This window comes from Duganella sp. Leaf126 (assembly GCF_001423125.1).
Taxonomy (GTDB): domain Bacteria; phylum Pseudomonadota; class Gammaproteobacteria; order Burkholderiales; family Burkholderiaceae_D; genus Rugamonas.
On record NZ_LMNW01000023.1, the window covers coordinates 202789 to 226634 of the forward strand.

General features: G+C 61.9%; 22 protein-coding genes and 2 tRNA genes. 7 read left to right on the top strand and 17 right to left on the bottom strand.

Features of this window, described 5'->3' with window-relative positions; all coding sequences use genetic code 11:
- The first annotated feature begins 137 nt into the window (after window positions 1-137).
- On the top strand, window positions 138-944 hold the full coding sequence (locus tag ASF61_RS12085) for a Crp/Fnr family transcriptional regulator (protein WP_082491556.1): 807 nt from the start codon (window positions 138-140) through the stop codon (window positions 942-944).
- Window positions 945-1019: 75 nt separating this feature from the next.
- Here the strand turns inward: ASF61_RS12085 and ASF61_RS12090 are convergent, their stop codons facing one another.
- The 12 genes from ASF61_RS12090 to ASF61_RS12145 all read right to left on the bottom strand — a co-directional run bounded on the left by ASF61_RS12090 (window position 1020) and on the right by ASF61_RS12145 (window position 11849).
- Window positions 1020-2480, bottom strand: a complete 1461-nt coding sequence (locus ASF61_RS12090) for a CHASE3 domain-containing protein (RefSeq protein ID WP_056156015.1) — start codon at window positions 2478-2480, stop codon at window positions 1020-1022.
- A gap of 154 nt (window positions 2481-2634) precedes the next feature.
- Window positions 2635-3267: a response regulator transcription factor gene (locus ASF61_RS12095; RefSeq protein ID WP_026636903.1), complete on the bottom strand. Its 633-nt coding sequence runs from the start codon at window positions 3265-3267 to the stop codon at window positions 2635-2637.
- A gap of 162 nt (window positions 3268-3429) precedes the next feature.
- Window positions 3430-3852, bottom strand: a complete 423-nt coding sequence (locus ASF61_RS12100) for a MerR family transcriptional regulator (RefSeq protein WP_056156019.1) — start codon at window positions 3850-3852, stop codon at window positions 3430-3432.
- A gap of 16 nt (window positions 3853-3868) precedes the next feature.
- Entirely contained in the window at window positions 3869-4216 is a 348-nt protein-coding gene (locus ASF61_RS12105) for an integration host factor subunit alpha (RefSeq protein WP_019919772.1), read from the bottom strand.
- 167 nt (window positions 4217-4383) lie between these two features.
- Window positions 4384-6810 (bottom strand): phenylalanine--tRNA ligase subunit beta, encoded by a 2427-nt coding sequence (gene pheT / locus ASF61_RS12110; RefSeq protein ID WP_056156023.1) that lies wholly within the window; start codon window positions 6808-6810, stop codon window positions 4384-4386.
- A gap of 68 nt (window positions 6811-6878) precedes the next feature.
- Window positions 6879-7898: a phenylalanine--tRNA ligase subunit alpha gene (gene pheS, locus ASF61_RS12115; RefSeq protein WP_056156028.1), complete on the bottom strand. Its 1020-nt coding sequence runs from the start codon at window positions 7896-7898 to the stop codon at window positions 6879-6881.
- A 97-nt stretch (window positions 7899-7995) separates the two neighbouring features.
- Entirely contained in the window at window positions 7996-8355 is a 360-nt protein-coding gene (gene rplT / locus ASF61_RS12120) for a 50S ribosomal protein L20 (RefSeq protein ID WP_056156032.1), read from the bottom strand.
- A gap of 26 nt (window positions 8356-8381) precedes the next feature.
- Entirely contained in the window at window positions 8382-8579 is a 198-nt protein-coding gene (gene rpmI, locus ASF61_RS12125) for a 50S ribosomal protein L35 (protein ID WP_056156036.1), read from the bottom strand.
- 332 nt (window positions 8580-8911) lie between these two features.
- On the bottom strand, window positions 8912-9433 hold the full coding sequence (gene infC / locus ASF61_RS12130; RefSeq protein WP_082491558.1) for a translation initiation factor IF-3: 522 nt from the start codon (window positions 9431-9433) through the stop codon (window positions 8912-8914).
- Between the two features lie 40 nt (window positions 9434-9473).
- Window positions 9474-11381, bottom strand: a complete 1908-nt coding sequence (gene thrS, locus ASF61_RS12135) for a threonine--tRNA ligase (protein ID WP_056156044.1) — start codon at window positions 11379-11381, stop codon at window positions 9474-9476.
- 269 nt (window positions 11382-11650) lie between these two features.
- Window positions 11651-11727 (bottom strand) — tRNA-Val (locus tag ASF61_RS12140).
- 45 nt (window positions 11728-11772) lie between these two features.
- Window positions 11773-11849 (bottom strand) — tRNA-Val (locus ASF61_RS12145).
- A gap of 167 nt (window positions 11850-12016) precedes the next feature.
- Between ASF61_RS12145 and ASF61_RS12150 the strand changes: the two genes are divergently transcribed.
- The 3 genes from ASF61_RS12150 (at window position 12017) to ASF61_RS12160 (ending at window position 15018) form a co-directional block, all read left to right on the top strand.
- Entirely contained in the window at window positions 12017-12982 is a 966-nt protein-coding gene (locus tag ASF61_RS12150; RefSeq protein ID WP_056156047.1) for a cation diffusion facilitator family transporter, read from the top strand.
- 77 nt (window positions 12983-13059) lie between these two features.
- Window positions 13060-13704, top strand: coding sequence for a CatA-like O-acetyltransferase (locus ASF61_RS12155; RefSeq protein ID WP_056156050.1), 645 nt, complete (start codon window positions 13060-13062; stop codon window positions 13702-13704).
- A 117-nt stretch (window positions 13705-13821) separates the two neighbouring features.
- Window positions 13822-15018 carry a TraB/GumN family protein gene (locus tag ASF61_RS12160; protein ID WP_082491560.1) on the top strand — a complete coding sequence of 399 codons (1197 nt, stop codon included), beginning with the start codon at window positions 13822-13824 and terminating at the stop codon, window positions 15016-15018.
- A 368-nt stretch (window positions 15019-15386) separates the two neighbouring features.
- Here the strand turns inward: ASF61_RS12160 and ASF61_RS12165 are convergent, their stop codons facing one another.
- From ASF61_RS12165 to ASF61_RS12175, 3 genes are all read right to left on the bottom strand, one after another.
- A complete protein-coding gene (locus ASF61_RS12165) occupies window positions 15387-17657 on the bottom strand; it encodes a bifunctional (p)ppGpp synthetase/guanosine-3',5'-bis(diphosphate) 3'-pyrophosphohydrolase (RefSeq protein ID WP_056156056.1) in 2271 nt (756 codons plus the stop codon).
- 7 nt (window positions 17658-17664) lie between these two features.
- Window positions 17665-18015 (bottom strand): RidA family protein, encoded by a 351-nt coding sequence (locus ASF61_RS12170; protein ID WP_056156059.1) that lies wholly within the window; start codon window positions 18013-18015, stop codon window positions 17665-17667.
- Between the two features lie 70 nt (window positions 18016-18085).
- Window positions 18086-18961: an alpha/beta fold hydrolase gene (locus ASF61_RS12175; protein WP_056156062.1), complete on the bottom strand. Its 876-nt coding sequence runs from the start codon at window positions 18959-18961 to the stop codon at window positions 18086-18088.
- Between the two features lie 118 nt (window positions 18962-19079).
- Between ASF61_RS12175 and ASF61_RS12180 the strand changes: the two genes are divergently transcribed.
- Entirely contained in the window at window positions 19080-19898 is an 819-nt protein-coding gene (locus ASF61_RS12180; RefSeq protein WP_304438298.1) for a 3-hydroxybutyrate dehydrogenase, read from the top strand.
- Between the two features lie 149 nt (window positions 19899-20047).
- The gene (locus ASF61_RS12185; protein WP_056156065.1) at window positions 20048-21358 is read left to right on the top strand and encodes a dicarboxylate/amino acid:cation symporter; all 1311 of its coding nucleotides are present in this window, start codon (window positions 20048-20050) and stop codon (window positions 21356-21358) included.
- Between the two features lie 149 nt (window positions 21359-21507).
- Here ASF61_RS12185 and ASF61_RS12190 read toward each other — a convergent pair whose 3' ends face one another.
- Together ASF61_RS12190 and ASF61_RS12195 are read right to left on the bottom strand one after the other, a co-directional pair.
- Window positions 21508-22158 (bottom strand): CoA transferase subunit B, encoded by a 651-nt coding sequence (locus ASF61_RS12190; protein ID WP_082491562.1) that lies wholly within the window; start codon window positions 22156-22158, stop codon window positions 21508-21510.
- A gap of 11 nt (window positions 22159-22169) precedes the next feature.
- Window positions 22170-22874 carry a CoA transferase subunit A gene (locus ASF61_RS12195; RefSeq protein ID WP_056156069.1) on the bottom strand — a complete coding sequence of 235 codons (705 nt, stop codon included), beginning with the start codon at window positions 22872-22874 and terminating at the stop codon, window positions 22170-22172.
- Between the two features lie 169 nt (window positions 22875-23043).
- Between ASF61_RS12195 and ASF61_RS12200 the strand changes: the two genes are divergently transcribed.
- The gene (locus ASF61_RS12200) at window positions 23044-23604 is read left to right on the top strand and encodes a LuxR C-terminal-related transcriptional regulator (protein WP_056156072.1); all 561 of its coding nucleotides are present in this window, start codon (window positions 23044-23046) and stop codon (window positions 23602-23604) included.
- Window positions 23605-23846 lie beyond the last annotated feature (242 nt).

The window sequence follows — 23846 nt, forward strand, 5'->3', positions numbered from 1 at the left end:
ATGTTCGGGAATTAACATTGGCCATAAAGTGTCAGCTGTACGTGAGGTAGCTCACACAACGCTGCAAAAGCAGGGTTTGCAACACCGAATACATCAGTAAGCAGTCAGAAATTGTTTCACACAAAGCGAGGAAAAATATGATCAACGTCCACAACAACGCCACCATTGCACCGGTACCGCGCCGCCTTCCGGCGGGCACCGATCCTGCCAAGGCTGCGGCGCGGCCGGTGATCAGCTACAGCGGCGCCCAGCAAAACGAATTGCTCGCTGCCCTGCCGCGCGACGTGCTCGAGTCGCTGTTCGAACACCTGGAACTGGTGACCATGCCATTCGGTAAGGACCTGTTCACGTTCGGCGGCGCCATGGACTACGTGTATTTCCCGACCACCGCCATCGTCTCGCTGCTGTACGTGATGGAAGACGGCGCCACCACCGAGATCGCGGTGGTCGGTCACGAGGGCGTGATCGGCGTGTCGCTGTTCGAAGGCGAGCGCGCCATGTGCAGCGCCGTGACCCAGTCTGCCGGCTACGGTTACCGCATGAAAACCCAGCACCTGCGCCAGGCATTCAGCCAGGGCGGCGCCCTGCCCGCCCTGCTGATGCGCTACAACACGGCCCTGTTCGCGCAGATGGCGCAAAACGCCGTGGGCGGACGCCACAGTTCGATCGAGCAGAAGCTGTGCCGCTGGCTGCTCGACCGCCTGGACCGTTCGCCAGGCAATTCGCTGAAGGTCACACAGGAGATGATTTCGACCATGCTCGGCGTGCGCCGCGAAAGCATCACCGCTGCAGCCGGCAAGTTGCAGGATGAAGGATTGATCACCTACCGTCGCGGCAATGTCACCGTGCTCGACCGCGCGGCGCTGGAAGCCTATGCCGGCGAGTGCTACAAGGTTGCCAAGACCGAATACGACCGCCTGCTGGTCGATGTCGGCCGCTGCTGACCGCCAGCCTGGCGCGCCGGCACAACGGTACACGCCGCAGCCATCTTGTTGACGGCGTTACTGCTGCAATAAGGTTCAGGCGGCCGGCGCCGCCCGGCGATCCACCATCTCGAAGACGGGCGCAGCCCGTCTTTCTTCTTGTGGCGCCACATTATTACGCACGGGAATCGCCACCTCGATGCAGGTACCGCAATCGTTGCGGCCACGGCGGATGTTCAGGGTGCCACCAAGCAGCAAGGCGCGTTCGCGCATGCCCAGCAAGCCGTGCGACATGGGCTTGGCGATGTTGGCGGCAGAAATACCGACGCCATCGTCGATAATGCGCAGCATCAGGCCATCGGGATTACGGTGCAGCATGACCGACACGCGGCTGGCCTTGGCGTACTTGCGGATGTTGTTGAGTGACTCTTGCACGATGCGGAACAGCGCGATCGACAGGTCGCCCGATTCGCGCGTGAGCAGCTCGATCTCGTCGTCCACGTCGCAGTCGCAGCGTACCGACGCCATCCGGCTAAATTCCTGGCAATAGCTCTCGATTGCTGCGCACAGCCCGAGGTTGTCGAGCAAACTGGGGCGCAAGTTCTCGACGATGCGCCGCTTCATTTCCACCACTTCCACCAGCGAGCCGCGCGCCCGCTTGAGCTGGGCAGCCAGTTCGGGATCGGATTTTTGCAGCTGCATGGCCACTGCCGCGATGTCCATGTTGATCGACGTCAGATGCCCGCCGATCTCGTCGTGCAGCTCGCGCGACAACCGCACCTTTTCTTCCTCGCTGATGCTGATCAGGTGGCGCGACAGCACCGACAGCTGTTCGGTGCGCTGCTCGACCTGCGACTCCAGGCTTTCGTTGGCCAGTTTCAGTGCGTGCTCTGCCTCGGCACGGTTGGCAAAGCTGCGGCCCACCAGCTGGTAGAACATGATCAGCACCACGATGGCAACCGCGTTGATGCCCATGCCCAGCAACACGGCCTTCTGGTATTCCTCGTAAAACATGGCGCTGCGCGCCTTCAGCGTTTCGTTCTGTTCCTGCTCCATGATCACCACCTGCAGGCGGATTTCATCCATGCTGGCGCGGCCGTCGCTGACGCGCGCGATCTTGACGATCTCGTTCAGCCCGCCTTCGCGGTACACGTCGAGCGACTGCGACATGATGGTCAGGCGCCGGCGCACCAGGTTTTTCAGCTGGGCCAGGTTTTTCAGCTGGTTGGGATTATCGGCCAGCAGCTTTTCCAGCTCGCGAAATTCGGCCTCGCTTTCGGCCAGCGCGGTACGCGTGGGGCCAAGATAGGCATCGTGGCCGGACAGGAAATAGCCGCGCATGCTGCTCTCCGCATCGAGCACCAGCACATTCAGGTATTGGAGGCGGTCGGCGACGCGGGCGGTCTGGCCGATCAGCAGCTGGGCGCCGCGCAGCGCCTGCAGGTTGTGGAACAGGCTGAAGCCGTTGACGATCAACAACAGTGCGCAGGTGACACACAGGACGGTCTTGTACAGCGGCAAGCGGCGATGCGGCGCTGAATCGACGGTGAAATACATCCTCTTCCTTCTATCAGTAAGGCGACGACACGCCCAAGCCGGTCAATTATAGACGGGAAGTAAGATAAATGCGCACCGCAACAGTGCAGAAAGAAAAGATTGTCTTTCGTGAACACCACGAAGATTTCTCTTCGTGGCATCACCTCAGGCGGGATTAATCGAGCAGATTATTTTTCATGGCGTAATAGGTCAGGTCGCTGTTCGACTGCATGCCCATTTTTTCCATGATGCGGGTGCGATAGGTGCTGACGGTCTTGATGCTGAGCGACAGCGCCACGCCGATGTCCGACACGGTGGCACCGCGCGCCAGCCGCAGAAAGACCTGGAACTCGCGGTCCGACAGCTCGGTATGCAGCGCCGTGTTGGGATCGCGGTCGAAGCTCTGTGCCAGCAGTTCGCCGACGGTGGAGCTGACATAACGCCGGCCCTGGTACACGGTACGCACGGCGGTCATCAGCTCATCCGCCTCGCATTCCTTGTTCAGGTAGCCATTGGCGCCCATTTTGAACAGATTCAGCGCGTATTGCTGCGCCGGGTAACCGGACAGGATCAGCACCGGCAGGTCGGGCTGGCCCTGACGGATGGTGCGCAGGGTATCGATGCCGCTCTGATCGGGCATGGCGATATCGAGCAACAGCACATCGCAGATTTCGCGCCGCGCGATATCGAGCGCTTCACGCCCGGTGCCAGCTTCTGCCACCACGTCGAAATCGTCCGAAGACGAAAAAATCTGTTTGAAGCCTGCTCTTACTATTTGATGGTCGTCACAAATGGCAACGCGTATCATTGTTTCCTCTCGTCGTGTCCGGCTCAGCGCCCTCGGGGACCGGGCCAGACTTCACGCCACCGTATTTCAGCAGTCGCTGACTTATTGAATAATATTGAAAGTATATCAGCAATCGCACTGTTGACGCATCGTTCGCCAGCGGTGCGCACCAGGCAGAGGCGACTAGCCTTGCCTGAGCAGCGCCAGAATACCGAGCAACTCGCCGCGTATCAATTCACGGTCCAGCGGCGCCGGCGCCGGCGCCTCGACCGCAGCGCTGTCGCCGCCCGCTGCCTGTGCATCAAGCTCCTCCGCCATCTCGCCGGAGGCCCGGCGGTCGAGTTTGTTGCGTGCGCCGCTGATGGTGAAACCTTGTTCGTACAACAGTTCGCGGATACGGCGTATCAGCAGCACTTCGTGGTGCTGGTAATAGCGGCGGTTACCGCGCCGCTTGACAGGTTTGAGCTGGGTGAATTCCTGCTCCCAATAACGCAGCACGTGCGGTTTCACGCCACACAGCTCGCCCACTTCGCCAATGGTGAAGTAGCGCTTGGCGGGGATCGGTGGCAGAGCCACCAGCTCGGACTTGGCGGGACGATCGTTCATCTACACTCGGCTCCGGTCAGGCGGCGCGCGCCATCGGATTGCTCTCTTCGACCATGCCCTTGAGTTTTTGGCTGGCATGGAAGGTCACGACGCGGCGCGCCGTGATCGGAATTTCTTCACCGGTCTTGGGATTGCGGCCCGGGCGCTGCGGCTTGTCGCGCAGCTGGAAGTTGCCGAAGCCGGACAGCTTGACGGCCTCGCCGCGCTCGAGCGCGTTACGGATTTCGTCAAAGAAGGTTTCCACCATGTCCTTGGCCTCGCGCTTGTTCAGGCCCACCTGCTCGAACAGGAGTTCGGCCAGTTCTGCCTTGGTGAGCGTGGGCAGATCTTTTTCTGCATCCTGGCGTACCTTGGCCACCTGCATGGCCCGGTGCAAATCGGCAGCCAATGCTGACTGGAGTACGGCGGAATCAACGTCGTGATTATTAATTTTCCTGCCCTGCCTTCAAAAACGCATGCGCCCGGCCAAGTGGCCGGACGCCCGGATGATAAAAAGAAATGGGTGCTGCCTGATGCAGGCCCGCTATGCTATCACGCCCGCAGCCGCGCGCCGTTCTTCTGCTGTGCGGCACTGCCTGCGGCAGCCATGATGGCTTCGACGACATCGTCCTGCAAGGTGTTTTGAGTATCTTGTAAGCTAAAGCGGAAAGCAAGCGATTTCTCGTCCGCCTCCAGTCCCTTGCCGCGATATTCATCAAATAAAACAATGGCTTGCACCAAGTTCCCTTGCGGACTTGCTTTCACCGCGGCATGGAAAGCATCGAGCACTTCCTGCGCCGCCACGTGCTGCTTGACCACCACCGCCAGGTCGCGCGTGGCGCCCGGGAACTTGGAAATCTCGGCATACACGGGTACCGGGCGCCGCTGCAGCGCATCGGCGTCCACCTCGAACACGACCGGCGCATTCGGCAGTTCGTACTTCTGCAGCCAGCGCGGGTGCAGTTCGCCGATGAAGCCGATGACCTCGCCGTTCAGCAGCACCTGGGCAGAGCGGCCCGGATGCAGCGCCGGGTGTGCGGCTTTTTCGAACCGCAGCACGTGCGGCGCGAACAGGTGCTCGAGGTCGGCCTTGAGGTCGAAGAAATCGACCGCGCGGCTGTCCTGGCCCCACTGCTCGTCCGCCACGCCGCCGTAGGCCATCGCCGCCACGCGCTTGGGCTGGCGATAGCCGGCCACCGTCAGCGGACCGTCGGCCACGCTGTCGTCGCGCTGGTACACGGCGCCCACTTCGAACACGCGCACGCGATTGGTTTTGCGGTTCAGGTTGTAGCGCACATTGGCCACCAGGCTGCCGACCAGGGTCGAGCGCATCACGCTCATCTGGCTGGCGATCGGATTCTGCAGCTTGATCGGCTGGTCGTTGCCGCCGAAGTCCTGCTCCCAGGCCGCTTCCACAAAGCTCATGTTGACCACTTCCTGGAAACCGAGGGCGGCCAGCTGGTGGCGCACCGCGAACAGCGAGCGCGTATCTTCCGGCGCGATCACCATGGTGTTGGCAGCCACCGGCGCCACGGCCGGGATGTTCTCGAAGCCGTACACGCGCGCCACTTCCTCGATCAAGTCTTCCTCGATCTCGATGTCAAAGCGGTAGCTGGGCGCCGTCACCGAGAACACGCCGTCGGCCAGCGTGAACGGCAGCGCCAGGCGGGTGAAGATGTCGGCAATGACCTGGTCGTCGAGCGGCACGCCGATCACTTTTTGCGCGCGTGCCGTGCGCAGCTGCACCGGGGCGCGCTGCGGCAGGTTGACCACTTGGTCGTCGACCGGGCCGACGGCCGTTGCCGGCGTACCGCAGATCTCCACCAGCAGCGCCGTGATGCGCTCGAGGTGCTCGACCACGGTGGCGTAATCGACGCCGCGCTCGAAGCGGTGCGCCGCATCGGTGGAAAAGTTGTACTTGCGGGCACGGCCCTGGATGGCGCTCGGCCACCAGAATGCCGCTTCCAGGTAAATCGATGTGGTGTCGAGCGAGACGGCGGTGGAATCGCCGCCCATGATGCCGGCCAGCGATTCGATCTGCTGGGCGTCGGCGATCACCCCGACCCACTCGTTGAGGGCGACGGTGTTACCGTTGAGCAGCTTCAGGGTCTCGCCCGGCTTGCCCCAGCGCACGTCGAGGCTGCCGTGGATCTTGTCCAGGTCGAACACATGGCTGGGACGGCCCAGCTCCAGCATCACGTAGTTGGAAATATCGACCAGCGCCGACACCGAGCGCTGGCCGCTGCGCTCGAGGCGCTGCTTGATCCAGTCCGGCGTGGCGGCACGGGCGTTCAGGTGACGGATCACGCGGCCGGCGAAACGGCCGCACAGGTCCGGCGCCGAAACCTTCACCGGCAACACTTCGTCGCTGGTGACCGGCACTGCGCTGAAGGTCGGCGCCGTCAGTGCTGTACCCGTCAGCGCCGATACTTCGCGCGCCACGCCGAGCACCGACAGGCAGTCCGCCTTGTTCGGGGTGAGCTTGATGGTGAACTTGAGGTCGTCGAGCGCGTAGTAGTCGCGGAAGTTCCGGCCCACGGGCGCATCGTCGGGCAGTTCCAGCAGGCCACTGCCCTCTTCCGACAGTTTCAGTTCCTTGGCCGAGCACAGCATGCCTTGCGACTCGACGCCGCGCAGCTTGCCGACCTTGATGTGGAACGGCTTGCCGTCGGCGCCAGGCGGCAGCACCGCGCCCGCCATCGCGCACACGACTTTGAGGCCGGGGCGCACATTGGGCGCGCCGCAGACGATGGTGAGCAGCGTGCCGGTGCCGACATCGACCTGGCAGACATTGAGGCGGTCGGCGTCCGGGTGCTTGACCATGTCGCGCACATGGCCGACGACCACGTTCGAGAACGGCGGCGCCACCGGTTCGACCTCTTCCACTTCCAGGCCGGACATCGTCAGCAGGTGGGCCAGCTCGTCCGAAGTCATCTTCGGATCGACCATGGTGCGCAGCCAGTTTTCGGAGAATTGCATAATCTCGCTTTCTAAGAATAGTTCCACGGGAGCGCCGGCAAGTGCCGCGCTCAACCGTCGCTGGGATGTTAGTTGAACTGCTTCAGGAAGCGCAGATCGCCTTCGTAGAACAGCCGCAGGTCATTTACGCCGTAACGCAACATGGTCAGGCGCTCGAGGCCGGAGCCGAAGGCGAAGCCGATGTATTTTTCCGGATCAAGGCCGAAATTGCGCACCACCGAAGGATGGACCTGGCCGGAACCGGAAATCTCGAGCCAGCGGCCCTTGAGCGGACCGGAGCCGAACGCGATGTCGATCTCGGCCGACGGCTCGGTGAACGGGAAGTACGACGGACGGAAGCGCACCTGCAGGTCGTCGGTCTCGAAGAAGGCCTTGACGAAGTTCAGGTACACGCCCTTGAGGTCGGCGAAGCTGATGTTCTCGGCGATCCACAGGCCTTCGACCTGATGGAACATCGGCGAGTGGGTGGCGTCGCTGTCCACCCGGTAGGTGCGGCCGGGGGCGATTACCTTGATCGGCGGCGTGTGGCTGCGCGCGTAGCGCACCTGCATCGGGCTCGTATGCGTGCGCAGCAGCAGCGGCTTGCCTTCGCTGTCGTTGCCGTCGATATAGAACGTATCCTGCATCGAACGGGCCGGATGGTTTTCCGGGCTGTTGAGCGCAGTGAAATTGGTCCAGTCGTTTTCGATCTCGGGGCCGTCGGCCACCTCGAAACCGATCGAGCGGAAGATCGCTTCCACCCGCTCCCAGGTACGCATCACCGGGTGCAGGCCGCCGCCGGCGCGTCCGCGGCCTGGCAGCGAGACGTCGATCGCCTCGGCATTCAAACGGGCTTGCATCTGGGCGTCGGCCAGCGCCTCGCGCCGGGCCGTCAGGGCCGCTTCGATCTGCTGTTTGGCCGCGTTGATCAGGGCGCCCTGCGCCTTGCGTGCCTCCGGATCGAGCTTACCCAGGCCTTTCATCAGTTCGGTGATCTGGCCGGTCTTGCCCAGGTATTTGGCTTTGGCGTTTTCCAGTGCGGCGGCATCGTCCTGCGCCACCGTGAAGTCCTGCACTGCTGAGGCAACGAGTTGTTCCAGGGAGTACATGCGTTTCTTTTCCTCAATCAAAAACGGGGCACAGGTTCACACCTTTGCCCCGTTCTTCGCGCTGCCCGGTAACGGGCAACGATCATCAAATCAGTGCTTACGCAGCGATTTTAGCTTTTACGACGTTGACAATCGCAGCGAATGCTGGCTTGTCCATCACTGCCATGTCGGCCAGGACTTTACGGTCCAGTTCGATTGCAGCTTTCTTCAGACCGTTCATGAATACGCTGTACGTCACGCCATGCTCACGCGAAGCGGCGTTGATACGGGCGATCCACAGGCGGCGGAAGACGCGCTTCTTGTTACGACGGTCGCGGTAGGCGTACTGGCCAGCGCGCATGACTGCTTGCTTGGCAATACGGTACACCTTGCTGCGACGACCGCGGTAACCCTTGGCCAGGTTCAGTACTTTTTTATGACGGGCACGAGCTGTAACCCCACGTTTTACTCTAGGCATAGTAACTCCTTAAATTGAGTGTGAGATTAAGCCGATGGCATCATTGCATAGACGCGCTGGACGTCCGTTGCATCGATGTTGCGGGTGCCGCGCAGTTGACGCTTGTTCTTGGTCGTCTTCTTGGTCAGGATGTGGCGTTTGAAGGCCATGCCCGATTTAACGGTACCACCTGGGCGCACGCGAAAACGTTTTTTCGCGGAGCTTTTGGTTTTCATTTTTGGCATAGATATTCTGCCCTCTCGGACAGCTCCTATTAAACAGGATTACAGGTGGTGACCCACTGTCACGCTTAGATGCCTGCTCTCACTTGTTTGTGCAGCGGATGCGAGTCCACTACATTGACTACAGCCGGCGATTATAGCCGACTTTGTGGCGAAGTGCAGCAAATAAAAAAGGCGCCAACCTGGCGCCCTTCCTTCACGCAGCCGGGGCTGCACGGGCCTCGAGAACCGTAGCGAGCGGCCCGATATCGTCTTGCGTAGCGCAGGCGTACGGACGTACGCTGAGCAACGGAGAGGCGATAGCGGGTCGCGCAGCAGGTTATCGAGAATCCCTTTTACTTCTTCTTTTTAGGGGCCAGCACCATGATCATCTGGCGGCCTTCCATTTTGGGGAACTGCTCGACCTGGCCATGCGGCTCGAGGTCGGCTTTCAGGCGTTCCAGCATACGGAAACCAATATCCTGGTGCGCCATTTCACGGCCGCGGAAACGCAGCGTGATCTTGGTCTTGTCGCCGTCCTCGAGGAACTTGATCAAGTTGCGCAGCTTGATATTGTAGTCGCCATCATCGGTACCCGGACGGAACTTGACTTCCTTCACGGAGATGATTTTCTGCTTCAATTTCGCCTCGTGAGCCTTCTTTTGCTCCGAGTACTTGAATTTGCCGTAGTCCATCAAACGGCATACCGGCGGGACCGCCGTAGGGGCGATCTCGACCAGGTCGACGTTTGCCTCTTCCGCCAGGCGGAAGGCTTCGGCCAAAGTCACGATACCGAGTGGCTCGTTATCGACCCCGCTTAAACGCATTTCAGGGGCAGTGATTTCGCCATTGATGCGATGCGACTTGTCAGTAGCTATGGTGATTCCTTTTTAAAATCTGAAGATAAAGCGCATGCGATCAGGCTTTGTTGGCGACGTCTTGCTGGAGTCGCTCGATCAGGGCATCGATGGACATGACGCCCAGATCGACATTGCCCCGCGCCCGCACGGCCACGGTGTTGGCATCCCGCTCCTTGTCGCCCACCACGAGGATGTACGGCAGTTTTTGGACGGAATGTTCACGTATTTTATAGTTTATTTTCTCGTTGCGCAAATCCACCTGTACGCGGAACCCGCTGCGGCGCAGCTTTTCGGCCACTTGCTGCACGTAATCGGCCTGCGCATCGGAGATGTTGAGCACCGAGACCTGCACCGGCGCCAGCCATGCCGGCAGCGCGCCCGCATAGTTTTCGATCAGGATACCGATAAAGCGCTCCATCGAACCGACGATCGCCCGGTGCAGCATGACCGGCACCTGGCGCGTGTTGTCGGCCGCCACGTATTCGGCGCCGAGGCGCTCCGGCATGAAGAAGTCGACCTGCATGGTGCCGACCTGCCATGGACGGCCGAGCGAATCCTTCAGGTGGTACTCGATCTTCGGGCCATAGAACGCGCCCTCGCCCGGCAGCTCGGTCCAGGTCACGCCGCAGGCACGCAAGCCCGAACGCAGCGCCTCTTCCGCCTCATCCCACACGGCGTCGGTGCCGATCCGGTTATCGGGACGCAGCGCCAGTTTCACCTCGATGTTATGGAAGTGGAAATCGGCATACACTTCCATGGCCTGGGTATGGAACGACACCACTTCCGGCTCGATCTGCTCGTGCGTGCAGAAAATGTGGCCATCGTCCTGGGTGAAACCGCGCACGCGCATGATGCCGTGCAGTGCGCCCGACGGTTCGTTGCGGTGGCACTGGCCGAACTCGCCGTAGCGCAGCGGCAGGTCGCGGTACGAGCGCATGTTGCTGTTGAAAATCTGCACGTGGCCGGGGCAATTCATCGGCTTCAATGCATACGAGCGGTTTTCCGACTCGGTGACGAACATGTTTTCGCGGTAGTTGTCCCAGTGGCCGGTCTTGCCCCACAGGCTGGCGTCGAGAATCTGCGGCGCCTTCACTTCCTGGTAGCCGTTGACCTGGTACTTGTGGCGCATGTACTGCTCGACCTGCTGCCAGATGGTCCAGCCCTTCGGGTGCCAGAACACCAGGCCCGGCGCCTCGTCCTGGAAGTGGAAGAAATCGAGCTGCTTGCCGAGCTTGCGGTGGTCGCGCTTTTCCGCCTCTTCCAGCTGGAACAGGTATTGTTCCTGGTCTTCCTTCCTGGCCCAGGCGGTGCCGTACACGCGCTGCAGCATTTCATTGTTGCTGTCGCCGCGCCAGTAAGCGCCGGCCAGCTTCATCAGCTTGAACACCTTCAGCTTGCCGGTGGACGGCACGTGCGGTCCGCGGCACAAGTCGGTGAAGCCGCCTTCGCTGTACAGCGACACATCCTGGTCGGGCGGGATCGAGGCGATGATTTCCGCCTTGTAGGCTTCCCCGATCGACTTGAAGTACGCCACGGCCTCGTCGCGCGGCAGGACCTTGCGCGTCACCGGCTCGTCCTTCTTGGCCAGTTCCGTCATTTTCTTTTCGATCGCCACCAGGTCGTCGGGCGTGAACGGGCGCTTGTACGAAAAATCGTAATAAAAACCGTTGTCGATCACGGGACCGATGGTCACTTGCGCGTCGGGGAACAGCTCCTTGACGGCGTAGGCCAGCAAGTGGGCGGTCGAATGGCGGATCACGTCCAGTCCTTCCGGATCCTTGTCGGTGATGATGGCCAGGTCGACATTCTTGTCGATCAGGTGGGAAGTATCGACGACCTTGCCATCGACCTTGCCGGCCAGGGCAGCCTTGCCGAGGCTGGTGGCGATGCTGGAAGCGACCTGGGCAACGGTGACGGGGCCGTCGAATTCGCGGGCGGAGCCATCTGGAAGGCGGACTGAAAGCATGGAGATCTCCCTCTCGGCGCGCAGCGCCGCTGGTAATGGTGGATACTGGACAATACAACAAAAATGCGGACGAAAAAAAACGCGGACTAGCCGCGTTTTCTCTTTTTTCAAGCAAAAGAATCCCGTTCGACTAGCGTCACTCCCAAAGCTTGGTAGTAGTTCGCGGTGTCATAACCGGGATGCCTTTCTCGCTCTTACTGACAGGCTGTTCAAAACGACTGCGGTGGCGCGCCTCGCTGCAATCGCCTTGAACAACCTTTATTGAATTCTGGTGGGCGGTGAGGAATTCGAATCCCCGACCCCTTGGATGTCGACCAAGTATTCTAACCAGCTGAACTAACCGCCCTTTTTTACTGCACTTTACGACTCGATACCACGATACTGCGAATTCTGGTGGGCGGTGAGGAATTCGAATCCCCGACCCCTTGGATGTCGACCAAGTATTCTAACCAGCTGAACTAACCGCCCGAAGACCAGCATTATAGAGAGCGAAAAGCAGAATGACAAGGGGCATTCAAGGGAAAGATTTACGATACGCACGATGGCATCGGCAACAGCAGCCACGGCAGCAACAGGCGCGCGTTGGCGCCACGCTTGCAGTAAACTGCATCCATCATCGATCACTGCCCGCCCCCATGTCCGCTGAACTTCCCGCCGCCTCACCGTCCGCCCATTTACACGAGCACCGCAGCGACGACGCCAAGTACAAGCACGTGAGCGTGCAGCGCAGCCAGAAGGTGCTGGCCTGGGCGCTGCTGCTGACGCTCGGTTTCGCGGTGGTGGAAGCGGTCACCGGCTTCATGGCCAATTCGCTGGCGCTGATCTCGGATGCCGGCCACATGGTGACCGACGCCGCTGCGCTCGGCCTGGCGCTGCTGGCGCAACTGATCTCCAAGCGGCCGCCATCGGCGCGCCACTCGTTCGGCTTCGGCCGCGCCGAAGCGCTGGCTGCCTTCGTCAACAGCCTGGTGCTGCTGGTCCTGGTCGCATGGATCATGGTCGAAGCGGCGCAGCGCTTCAGCCACCCGGAACAGGTCCACGGTTCGACCGTGTTCATCGTGGCCGGCATCGGCCTCGTGATCAACCTGCTGCTGGCCTGGATGCTGACGCGCGGCGACAGCAATATGAACACGCGCGCAGCGCTGGTCAACGTGATGGGCGACCTGCTCGGCTCGGTGGCAGCGCTGGTCTCCGGCGCGGTGATCTATTACACGGGATGGATGCAGGTCGATCCGCTGCTGTCGATCTTTGTCGCGCTGCTGATCCTGCGGTCGACCATCGGCGTGCTGCGCGAGTCGTACCACTTCCTGATGGGCGGCGTACCGGAGCCGATCGACTACCTGGCCGTGGGCGCCGACCTCGAACACATCGATGGCGTGTGCTCGGTCCACGATCTGCACGTGTGGGACATGTCGCCCGGCCAGCCGGCGCTGATCGGCCACGTCGAAATCGTCGAACTGCAGCGCTGGCCCGAGATACTGCAGGCGATCAAGGCCATGCTGCTCGACAAACACGCGATCGATCACGTGACCCTGCAAGCCGAAATCGCCGCTTCGGGGTCGGATACGGCATTCGGACCCAAGTCCGGCAATAACGTCTGACCTACCGTGGAGCCGAGGCGTCAACGCGCCGGCGCCACGCATCGCGCACCGCTTCTTTCCACCACCAGAATTACACCATGCACAATTTCGAAAAGCGCCGCGACCGCTATGAACTGTTTGCGTCGTTTGAAAAGCCGCTCGTCAACCTCAGCTTCGAGTTGCCGGTGCCGGATTTCCGCCCCTACTGCAAGGCCAACGGCCTGCCGCCGTTCCACTTCTTCCTGTTCTGCGTGCTCAACGCCGTCAAGGGCATCGACAATTTCATGTACCGGGTGCTCGACGGCGAAGTGTTCAAGCTAGACGACTTTGCGGCGTCGTACACGGTCATCAACCAGAATAACGATCTCAACATCACCAAGTTCGAGATGAGCGACGATCTGCACACCTTCATCGCACGCAGCCTGGCCGCCAAGCAGATTGCCGAGACGCGCACCGAGCTGGCCAACATGGGCCCGTTGATGACGCCGCTCGAGCAAAAGCAGAATGTCCACATCACCTGCATGCCGTGGTTCAAGTTGACCTCGGTCGAACATCCGATCTACCGCCATGCCGACTACGACATCCCCTCGCTGGCCTGGGGCCGTTTCGGCGACGCCCGGGCCGACGGTACGATGGTGGTGCCGTTTTCTGTGCAGGCGCACCATGGTTTTGTCGATGGCTACCACGTGCACCTGCTGGCGCAGTCGATTGCAGCGCGGGCGCGGGATCTGATCGGCCAATAAGACTGCAACGACCGGCAGCGGCGCCCGGCAACGATTACATTTCGATACATGCATGCCGGTGTTCAGCGCTAAGATGAAACCACATTCATGGAAGACTTGTGATCCCCGGGAGGCTGTATGCGGCATCTGTCGAAGGCTATCGCATTGAGCATGCTGTGCTGCACGGTTGCCGCGCAGGCCCGGCCACGACCGGACCAGCCCTTGCCGCCGCGCCTGATCGCTGCCGAACGTGACGGACGGCTGCTGTTGCTGCTGCCGGAAACCCATGCCGGATTGCGCGACCAGTACGACCATTATTTCAGGGCCGTGATCATGCCGGCGTTCGCTGCCTCGAGCGCGCTGTTCAGCGAACGTTCATCGCCGGTCCAGGCCGATACGCAGCTGCGCTACCGGCCCTGCGCCGACCAACAGCCGGACGAAGCGCAGGTCGATGCGGCGCTCAACGCCACCCTGCCCGAGCTGCTGCCCGCCACGTACTGGGGTGTGCAAACGCCGCCTGCGCCGGTCACCGGCTTCAGCCGCTTCATGCGCGTGCAGATGGTGCTGGAAGATGCGTATTTCAATTCCGCAGGCTGGTATGCACCCCCGTGGCAGCCGCAGCCGGTGCCCGACTTGCCGTCGGACCTGACCACCCATTACGCCGCCCGCCTGATGCTGGACGCGCCGCGCCGCGCGGTGTCGGTGGACACGCCGGACAGCAGTTTCAAGGCTTATTGTTCGCTGACGCCAGCGCAACGTACGGCGCTGGCGCGGGCTGCCATGCAGCAGCGCCTGCGCCAGGCCGGCCACGCGCCGCCGCGCGATCAGCTGGACCGGCCGGTCGACGCTGGGGCCGTAGAGCGCCAGGATTTGCAGGACGAGGTCGCGCAGATGGACGCCGACTATCGGCAGATTCTGAAACGCATCGCGCAGGCGCTCGAGCGGACAGACCTTGCCGACCCGATCGGCAAAGTCGGCAAAATTGACCGAAACAGCGAAAACGACACGAACGACACAAACGACATACACGGCAAAGTCGGAAAATTCGCCAATGACGCCAGCGACCAGAACCAGCGCGCCATCGACCGGTATCTGCTCGGCGCCCGCAACCGGGTATGGGTGGCGCAACTGCCGCAGATGACGGCCGGCCAGCGCCTGCCGTTCATGGTGCTGGGCGCGGCCCATTTCCTCGACGCCGATGCCGATAGTGGCCCGGGCCTGCTGCGGCTGCTGCGCGACGATGGCTACCGGCTGACGCTGGTGCAAGATCGCCGGCAACTGGCCGTCTTGCTGCGCAAGCTGCCGCCTCCGCCCGCGCAGGCATCGCCAGGGTGAACGAGCGCGATACAGTTAGAAAATGTCCGAATGATTGAGCGCCCTGTCGGCACTGACCCTCATGCCGTTAAGGGACCTCGAAAAGCCTACTGAACGACCCGCTATCGCCTCTTCGTTGCTCAGCGTACCGCCGTCCACTTGCGCTACGCAAGACGATATCGGGCCGATCGCTATGGTTTTCCAGGTCTCATTAAATTAAGCGAAAAATCTTGATTTTGTTAGCATAAACACGTCGTCCCCGCGCAGGCGGGGACCCAATTGGCTCACATGTCGACGCATGCGCAGAACTTGGGTACCCGCCTTCGCGGGTACGACGGATAAAGACCTTAGCTTAAGGGCATTAGGTATTGCTCCCGGCGTGGCAACGCTCAGCTGCGCCGCGCTTCCTGGACGCCGGCCACTTCGGTGATGGCGCTCAGGGCCTTTTGCAGTTGCGCGGTGGCGCCGATTTCGGCGGTGAAGGTCATGCGCGCGTAACCTTTCGTGCTTTGGGTGTTGACGCCGATGACGTTGATCTTTTCGCGCGAGAAGACTTCCGAGATATCGCGCAGCAGGCCCTGGCGGTCGTTGGCCAGCACGAAGATGTCGACCGGGTAGACCGTGTCGGTGACGGCGCGGCCCCATTCGGTGACGATCACGCGCTCGGGCGCCTTGGCGCGCATTTCGGCAAAGTTCTTGCAGGTGGCGCGGTGGATCGAGACGCCCTTGCCGCGCGTGACAAAACCGACGATGCCGTCCGGCGGCGCCGGCTTGCAGCACTTGGCCAGCTGCGTCATCAAGCCTTCGGTGCCGACCACCAGCACGCCGGACTTGGCGCCCTGCTCCGTGCTCGAGGCGCGGCTCTTGCCGAGGAAAACTTCATCGACCGGCTCGGCCGGTTCGCCGCTGTCGTGCAGCGCGTGCTCGATATGGCGCAGGCTGAATTCGTCCTTGCCCACCGACAGGAACAGGTCATCGACCTTGGCAAAGCCGAGCTTGTTGGCCAGCGCTTCCAGGTTGACCGCCGTCTTGCCTTCGCGCTGCAAGGTCTTTTCCACCATCGAGCGGCCGTGTGACAGCGTTTCCTGCATGTCGATGGCATGGAACCAGGCACGGATCTTCGAGCGCGTGCGGGTGGCCACCGTGTACTCGTCGCTGAGCCAGTCGCGCGACGGGCCGGCCGTGCCCGGCGCACCCTTGGCAGTGATGATCTCGCAGGTCTGGCCGTTTTTCAGCTGGGTGTTGAGCGGCACCATGATGCCATCGACGCGCGCGCCGCGGCAGCGGTGGCCGACGTCGCTGTGCAGGTAATAGGCAAAGTCGATCGGCGTGGCGCCGACCGGCAGCTCGATCACGCGCGCCTGCGGCGTGAGCACAAAGATGCGGTCGTCGAGCGCCGCGGACTTGAGTTTTTCCACCCACTCGCGCTGCTGTTCTTCCTCGCCCACCACCGATTCGGCCACATCGGTCTTCCACGCCAGCAGCTGGCGCAGCCAGGCGATTTTTTCCTCGTACTTCTGGCCCACCGAGTTGGCGCCGCCTTCCTTGTAGCGCCAGTGCGCGGCGACGCCATACTCGGCAAAGCTGTGCATTTCCTGGGTGCGGATCTGCACTTCGAGCGGGCGACCGTCTTCGGCCGTGACCACCGTGTGCAGCGACTGGTAGCCGTTGGGCTTGGGGCGCGAAATATAGTCGTCGAATTCCTTCGGGATCGGGGTCCAGATATTGTGGACCACGCCCAGCACCGTGTAGCAGGTCTTGACGTCGGCCACGATCACGCGGAATGCGCGCACATCGTAGAGGTCGGTAAAGTCGAGCTCCTTGCCCTTCATCTTGCTCCAGATCGAGTAGATGTGCTTGGGCCGGCCGAACACTTCGGCCTCGATGCCGGCTGCCGCCATCTCCGCCTGCAGGCGCGCGATCGCGTTGGTGACGAAGCCTTCGCGCATCATGCGCTTTTCTTCGAGCATCCTGGCAATGCGCTTGTAATTGTCGGGCTCGATGAAGCGGAACGACAGGTCTTCCAGTTCCCATTTCAGCTGCCAGATCCCGAGCCGGTTGGCCAGCGGCGCATACAGGTCCAGCGTCTCGCGGCCATACGCGCAGGTCATGTCGTTGAACAGCTTGATGTCGGCAAAGTAGCGCAAGGTCGTCACGCAGGACGCCAGGCGCACCAGCACCACGCGCATGTCCGACGCCATGGCCAGCAGCATCTTGCGCAGCGTTTCCACCTGCGCCACCGCCTGCTGGGCAGCGTTGCGGCCGCGCGCGGGACCGGCGCCGGCCGGTTGCGCCGGGACCTGGTTCTGGGTCAGTTCGCGCAGCCGGATCAGCTGCCGCACGCCGGCAACCAGGTCACCCACTTCCTGCCCGAAGCGCGGCTCGATGACGGCCGCCTGCTCCGGCTCGAGCAAGGTCAGTTCGAAGACCAGGCCGGCAATGCGGGTTTCGACATCGCTGCGCATATAGGCCAGCGTGGCGGCCACGCCGGTAGCAAACTCCAAAGCGGACTGGCCGCTGGTGGTGGTGCGGTCGGCGTAGGCGGTACTGGCAAAATCGAGCGCGGACTGCATGCGCATGCTGTCGTCAGGTGACAGGCCGGACAGCAGGGAATCGGTGGGAGCGGACGTGGCGCCCGCCAGCGCGGTGGTTGAAACCATGATGCTCCTAGCGCTGGGCGGCAACGACGACGATTTCGATGCGCCAATCGGGATTGGCCAGCTTCGCCTGCACGGTGGCGCGCGGCGGCGTGTGGCCGTTCGGCACCCAGGCGTCATACTCCTGATTCATGCCGTCGAAGTCGGCCAGGTCGGCCAGGTAGATCTGGCAGCTGAGGATGCAGGTCTTGTCGCTGCCGCACTCGGCCAGCAGGCGGTCGATATGGCCGAGCACTTCGCGGGTCTGGCCTGCGATGTCGAGGCTGGTATCGTCGGGCACCTGGCCGGCCAGATAGACGGTGTTGTTGTGAATCGCCGCCTCGGACAGGCGGGCGCCGACGTGCAGTCGTTTGATTTCCATAGTCATTCCTTAAAATTATTATTATCGTATGTATTACTTAGTAAATGGTTAGCACGCGCGTAGTGGCCGGCTAGCCCAGCAAGAATTGCCGCGCAATCGCGATCTGCTCGTCGTGGATGAACGTCGGCGCGTGGCCGACGTCCGGGATTTCCACCAGCGTCGCTCTCGGTCCGCGCTGCGTCATGGCCTGCGCCGTGTCGCGCGTGAGCAGGTCGGACTGGGCGCCGCGCACCAGCAGGGTCGGGCAACGGACGGCGTCGTAGGCTGCCCACAGCAGGGCCTGGTCCGCCTTTGCCGATTCCGGCGTGACGGCGCGAAACGGCAGCGCCAGCCCCATATCGTAGTGGCGCACCCACTTGCCGTCCGCATCCTGGCGCAGCACATCGGTGGCAAGCTTGTGCCATTCCTGCTCCGTGTGCGCGCCGAACGAGGCCGACACGTCGCGGATGAACTGCGCACCTTCGTCGAAGGAGTTGAAGCGCAGGTCCTGGCCGATGTAGTCGCCGATCCGCTGCAAGGCGGCAGGCTCGAGCACGGGGCCGATATCGTTGAGCACCAGCTTGCGGATCGGGTTGCCCGGCAACGAAGCCAGTCCCAGGCCGATCAGGCCGCCCATCGAGGTGCCGAACCAGTCCACCGTTTGCCGTTCACCGTCGGTGACGCGCGCCAGCAGGGTGACCATGTCGCTCACATACTGGGGAATGCCGTAGAACTGCGGATTCTTCAGCCAGCCGGAACGGCCACGGCCGACCACGTCGGGACAGATCACGCGGTAGTCGCCGCTGAGGGCACGCGCCAGGTGGTCGAAGTCGTCGCCGACGCGGGTGACGCCGTGCACGCAGATGAGCACGCGTGGATTGTGGCGATCGCCCCACTCCTTGTAAAACATCTGGTGCAGGCCAGCGGGCGACATGCAGGTGACAAAGTGATGTTGGGCGACGGTCATGCGACTTCCTTGATCAATTTTTAAGTTGGCACTAATGACATTTTACCGGGCTATGTGCTTAAATCCTAACGCAGTGTAGCGCAGCGCGCCTTCCATCTCCAACCCAACAGAGGACACCATGATGAACAACACTTCAAGCGGCAATTCAAGCGGGAACTTGCGCGGCAAGACCGCGCTGGTCACCGGCTCCACCTCGGGCATCGGCCTGGGCATCGCGCGCAGCCTGGCGGCAGAAGGCGCCAACGTCATCCTCAACGGTTTCGGCGACGCTGCCGACATCGACCGCCTGCAAGCGGACCTGGCCAAGGAGTTCGGCGTGCAGGCCCTGTACCACAACGCCGACATGTCCAAGCCGGCCGAGATCGCCGCGATGATCGCGTTTGCCGACGACCAGCTCGGCGGCGTCGATATCCTGGTCAACAACGCCGGCATCCAGTTCGTCGCCAATATCGAGGATTTCCCGGTCGAGAAATGGGACGCCATCATTGCCATCAACCTGAGCTCGGCCTTCCACACCTCGCGCCTGGCGCTGCCGGGCATGCGCAAGAAAAACTGGGGCCGCATCATCAACCTGGCGTCCACCCACGGCCTGGTCGGCTCGGCCGGCAAGTCGGCCTACGTGGCGGCCAAGCATGGCCTGCTGGGTTTGACCAAGGTCGGTGCGCTGGAAACGGCCGGCACCGGCGTGACCGTCAACGCCATCTGCCCCGGCTTCGTGCTCACGCCGCTGGTCCAGAAACAGGTGGACGACCGCGCCGCCAAGGATGGCATCAGCAACGACGATGCCAAAAAGGCATTGCTGTCGGACAAACAGCCATCGGGCGAATTCGTCACACCGGAAGAGCTCGGCGCACTGGCCGTGTTCCTGGCCAGCGACGCCGCGCGCCAGGTGCGTGGCGCCGCGTGGAATATGGATGGCGGCTGGGTGGCGCAATAATGCCGCTGCACGCCCGCCTTATCAGCGCCGCCGCACTTGGTTATCACCAGCAGTGATACGGACGCGACACCTGCGGTTTTCCACAATAGTGATAACTGTTATTTTCACGGATGATGACCTCCTCAATTGAATGAACGCGAGGAGACCCCGTGAAAAAAAAGCCGTTTTATAAGGTACTGTACATCCAGGTGCTGTTCGCCATTGCCTGCGGCATCCTGCTTGGCATCTACCTGCCGACCGACGCCGTTGCCATGAAACCGCTCGGCGACGGCTTCATCAAGCTGATCAAGATGATCATCGCGCCCGTGATTTTCTGTACCGTGGTGTCCGGTATCGCCGGCATGCAGGACGTGAAAAAAATCGGTCGCGTCGGCGGCAAGGCGCTGTTGTACTTCGAAGTCGTCTCCACCTTCGCGCTGGCGATCGGCCTGGTCGTGGCCAACGTGCTCAAGCCGGGCGCCGGCTTCAATGCCGATCCGGCCCACCTGGACGCCAAGGCGATCGCGCAGTACACGCACGCCGAAGGCCTGACCACCACCGACTTCCTGATGAACATCATCCCCAAGACCTTCGTGGATGCGTTTGCCAAGGGCGATATCCTGCAAGTGCTGCTGATCGCCATCCTGTTCGGTTTCGCCCTGTCGCTGCTCGGTGAGCGCGGCCGTCCGGTTACCAAGCTGATCGACGAGCTGTCGCATGTCATCTTCGGCATGGTCAACATCATCATGAAGGTCGCCCCGATCGGCGCGTTCGGCGCGATGGCCTTCACCATCGGCAAATACGGTCTGGCCTCGCTGATCCCGCTGGCTAAACTGATGGGCTCGTTCTACCTGACCTGCGGCCTGTTCGTGTTCGTGGTGCTGGGCATCATCGCCCGCTACACCGGCTTCTCGATCTTCAAGTTCATCCGCTACATCAAGGAAGAATTGCTGATCGTGCTGGGCACCAGCTCGTCGGAAAGCGCCCTGCCGTCGCTGATGACCAAGCTCGAGCGCATGGGCTGCTCCAAGCCCGTGGTCGGCCTGGTGGTACCGACCGGCTACTCGTTCAACCTCGACGGCACCAACATCTACATGACGATGGCGGCCCTGTTCGTTGCCCAGGCAACCAACACCGAACTGACGCTGTGGCAGGAACTGACCATCCTCGGCGTGGCCATGCTGACCTCGAAGGGCGCGTCCGGCATCACCGGCGCCGGCTTTATCACGCTGGCGGCCACGCTGGCCGTGGTGCCGACCATCCCGGTAGCCGGCATGGCGCTGATCCTCGGCATCGACCGCTTCATGAGCGAATGCCGTGCCCTGACCAACTTCGTCGGCAACGGCGTGGCAGCGGTCGTGGTGTCGAAATGGGAAAAAGAGCTGGACATGAACACCCTGCATGCCGAGCTGAACAACCCGGGCTCGACGCTGGTAAAAGACGACCTGGCGCCAGCCGCGGTGCCGGCAGCAGCGCACTGATCGCCTTGCTTTAAGAAAAAGTCCCGCACAGCGATGTGCGGGGCTTTTTTTATTGCCGACCGGCCACGTACGCGATTCTGCTTGCCGCGCGGACGAAAAAAAACCGCGAGGCGTATCGCATCGCGGCTTTCCGTTGTCGTGCGTCGGGCTCAGAGCGCCGTGAGGTCCAGCTCCACGCCGGTGGCAGCGATGATCTGCTCGCGCGTTACGCCGGGCGCCAGTTCGATCACCTTGAGGCCGGTCTCGCCCACTTCCATCACGCCCAGGTCGGTAACGATCAGGTCCACCACGCCCACGCCGGTCAGCGGCAGATCGCATTTTTTCAGCAGCTTGTGCGAGGTGGTGCCGTCCTTGGCGGTGGCCACGTGCTCCATCAGCACGACCACGCGCTTGACGCCGGCCACCAGGTCCATGGCGCCGCCCATGCCCTTGACCATTTTGCCGGGGATCATCCAGTTGGCCAGATCGCCATGCTCGGACACCTGCATGGCGCCCAGGATGGCGAGGTTGATCTTGCCGCCCCGGATCATGCCGAACGAGTCCGCCGAGCTGAAGTAGGCGGCGCCCGGCAAGGCGGTCACGGTCTGCTTGCCGGCGTTGATCAGGTCGGCATCGACTTCATCGTCGGTCGGAAACGGACCGATGCCGAGCAAACCGTTTTCCGACTGCAGGAATACTTCCATGCCAGCCGGAACATAGTTGGCCACCAGCGTGGGCAGACCGATGCCGAGATTGACGTAATAACCATCTTGCAGTTCCTTGGCCGCGCGCGCGGCCATTTCATCACGAGTCCATGCCATAGTGTTCTCCGTTATTCCTGGGGGGCGCGTACCGTGCGCTGCTCGATGCGTTTTTCGGGGGTGGCGTTGACCACAATGCGGTGCACGAAAATGCTGGGCAGGTGCACGGCGTCGGGATCGATCTCGCCGATCTCGACCAGTTGCTCGACTTCGACGATGGTGACCTTGCCGGCCATGGCGGCATTCGGGTTGAAGTTGCGCGCGGTTTTGCGGAACACCAGGTTGCCGGCCTTGTCGGCCTTCCACGCCTTGACCAGCGCCACGTCGGCCACCAGGCTGCGTTCCATCACGTACTGTTCGCCGTCGAATTCACGGATTTCCTTGCCTTCCGCGACGATGGTGCCGACGCCGGTCTTGGTAAAAAAGGCCGGAATGCCGGCGCCGCCCGCGCGCAGCTTTTCGGCCAGCGTGCCTTGCGGCGTGAATTCGAGTTCCAGTTCGCCGGCCAGGTACTGGCGCGCGAATTCCTTGTTTTCGCCCACGTAGGAAGCGATCATTTTCTTGATCTGCCGGGTTTCCAGCAGCTGGCCGAGGCCGAAGCCATCGACGCCGGCGTTGTTGGAAATGGCGGTCAGGCCCTTGACGCCGGCATCGCGCAGCGCGCCGATCAGGGCTTCGGGGATGCCGCACAGGCCGAAACCGCCCACGGCGATCGTTTGACCGTCTTGCACGACGCCATCCAGCGCACTGGCAGCATCGGGATAGATTTTATTCATAGTGTCCCTTGTTAACTTCGTTCGCTCATTCGTTGACTTCACACTAAACTTTTTTGAATGTGAAGAGTCTGAGGATAGGATAGCCTAAATAAAAACACAATACCGTAGAACTACCGCGGATGCAGCGCAACCGACCATTGATATGCATTAAACACCCCGTGATCACGCCATGACCTCACCTATTGCCATCGACTACGAAACCATCTTCATGCAGGCGCCGGTCGGCATGTGCATCTCGGAACACCGGGTGATCCAGAACGCCAACGACACGCTGGCCGCCATGTTCGGCTACACGCGCGCGCAGCTGCAGGGGTTGTCCTTCCTGGCGCTGTATCCGACCATGGACGAATTCCTGCGCATGGGCCTGCGCATTGCGCCCATCATGAATGCCAGGGGGCGCTATGCGGACGAGCGCATCATGCGCCGCGCGGACGGCGAGCTGTTCTGGTGCCACGTCACCGGCCACGCCCTGCACGACGACCAGCCGCTGGGCGCCGGCATCTGGACCTTCGAAGATGTCAGCGAAAACCGCCCCGTCACGGCCGACCTCACCCCGCGCGAACGCGAAATTGCCGCGCTGCTGGTGGAAGGCAAAACCAGCAAAACCATCGCCCGCCAGATCGACCTCAGCCCCCGCACCGTCGAAATGCACCGCGCCAAGCTGATGCGCAAATTCTCGGCAGCCACCTCGTCCGAACTGGTCCACAAACTGATCGGCATGCGTTTTTAATCAACTATAGCGCTCGCTAAAACCGGCAGCGGCTTTAGAAATAGCAGACTACTCGCGAGCGCCCGCTAAAACCGGCGCCAGCGAGACGCCGCGACGAAGACAGTGCGCCAGCACGGCAAGGCGCGGCACCGGCCTTGGAAAGAACCAGCGACTTGCTAGCGCCCGCTAAAACCGGCGCCAGCGAGGCGCCGCGACGCAGACAGTGCGCTAGCACGGCAAGGCGCGGCAACAAAGCTGGGGCC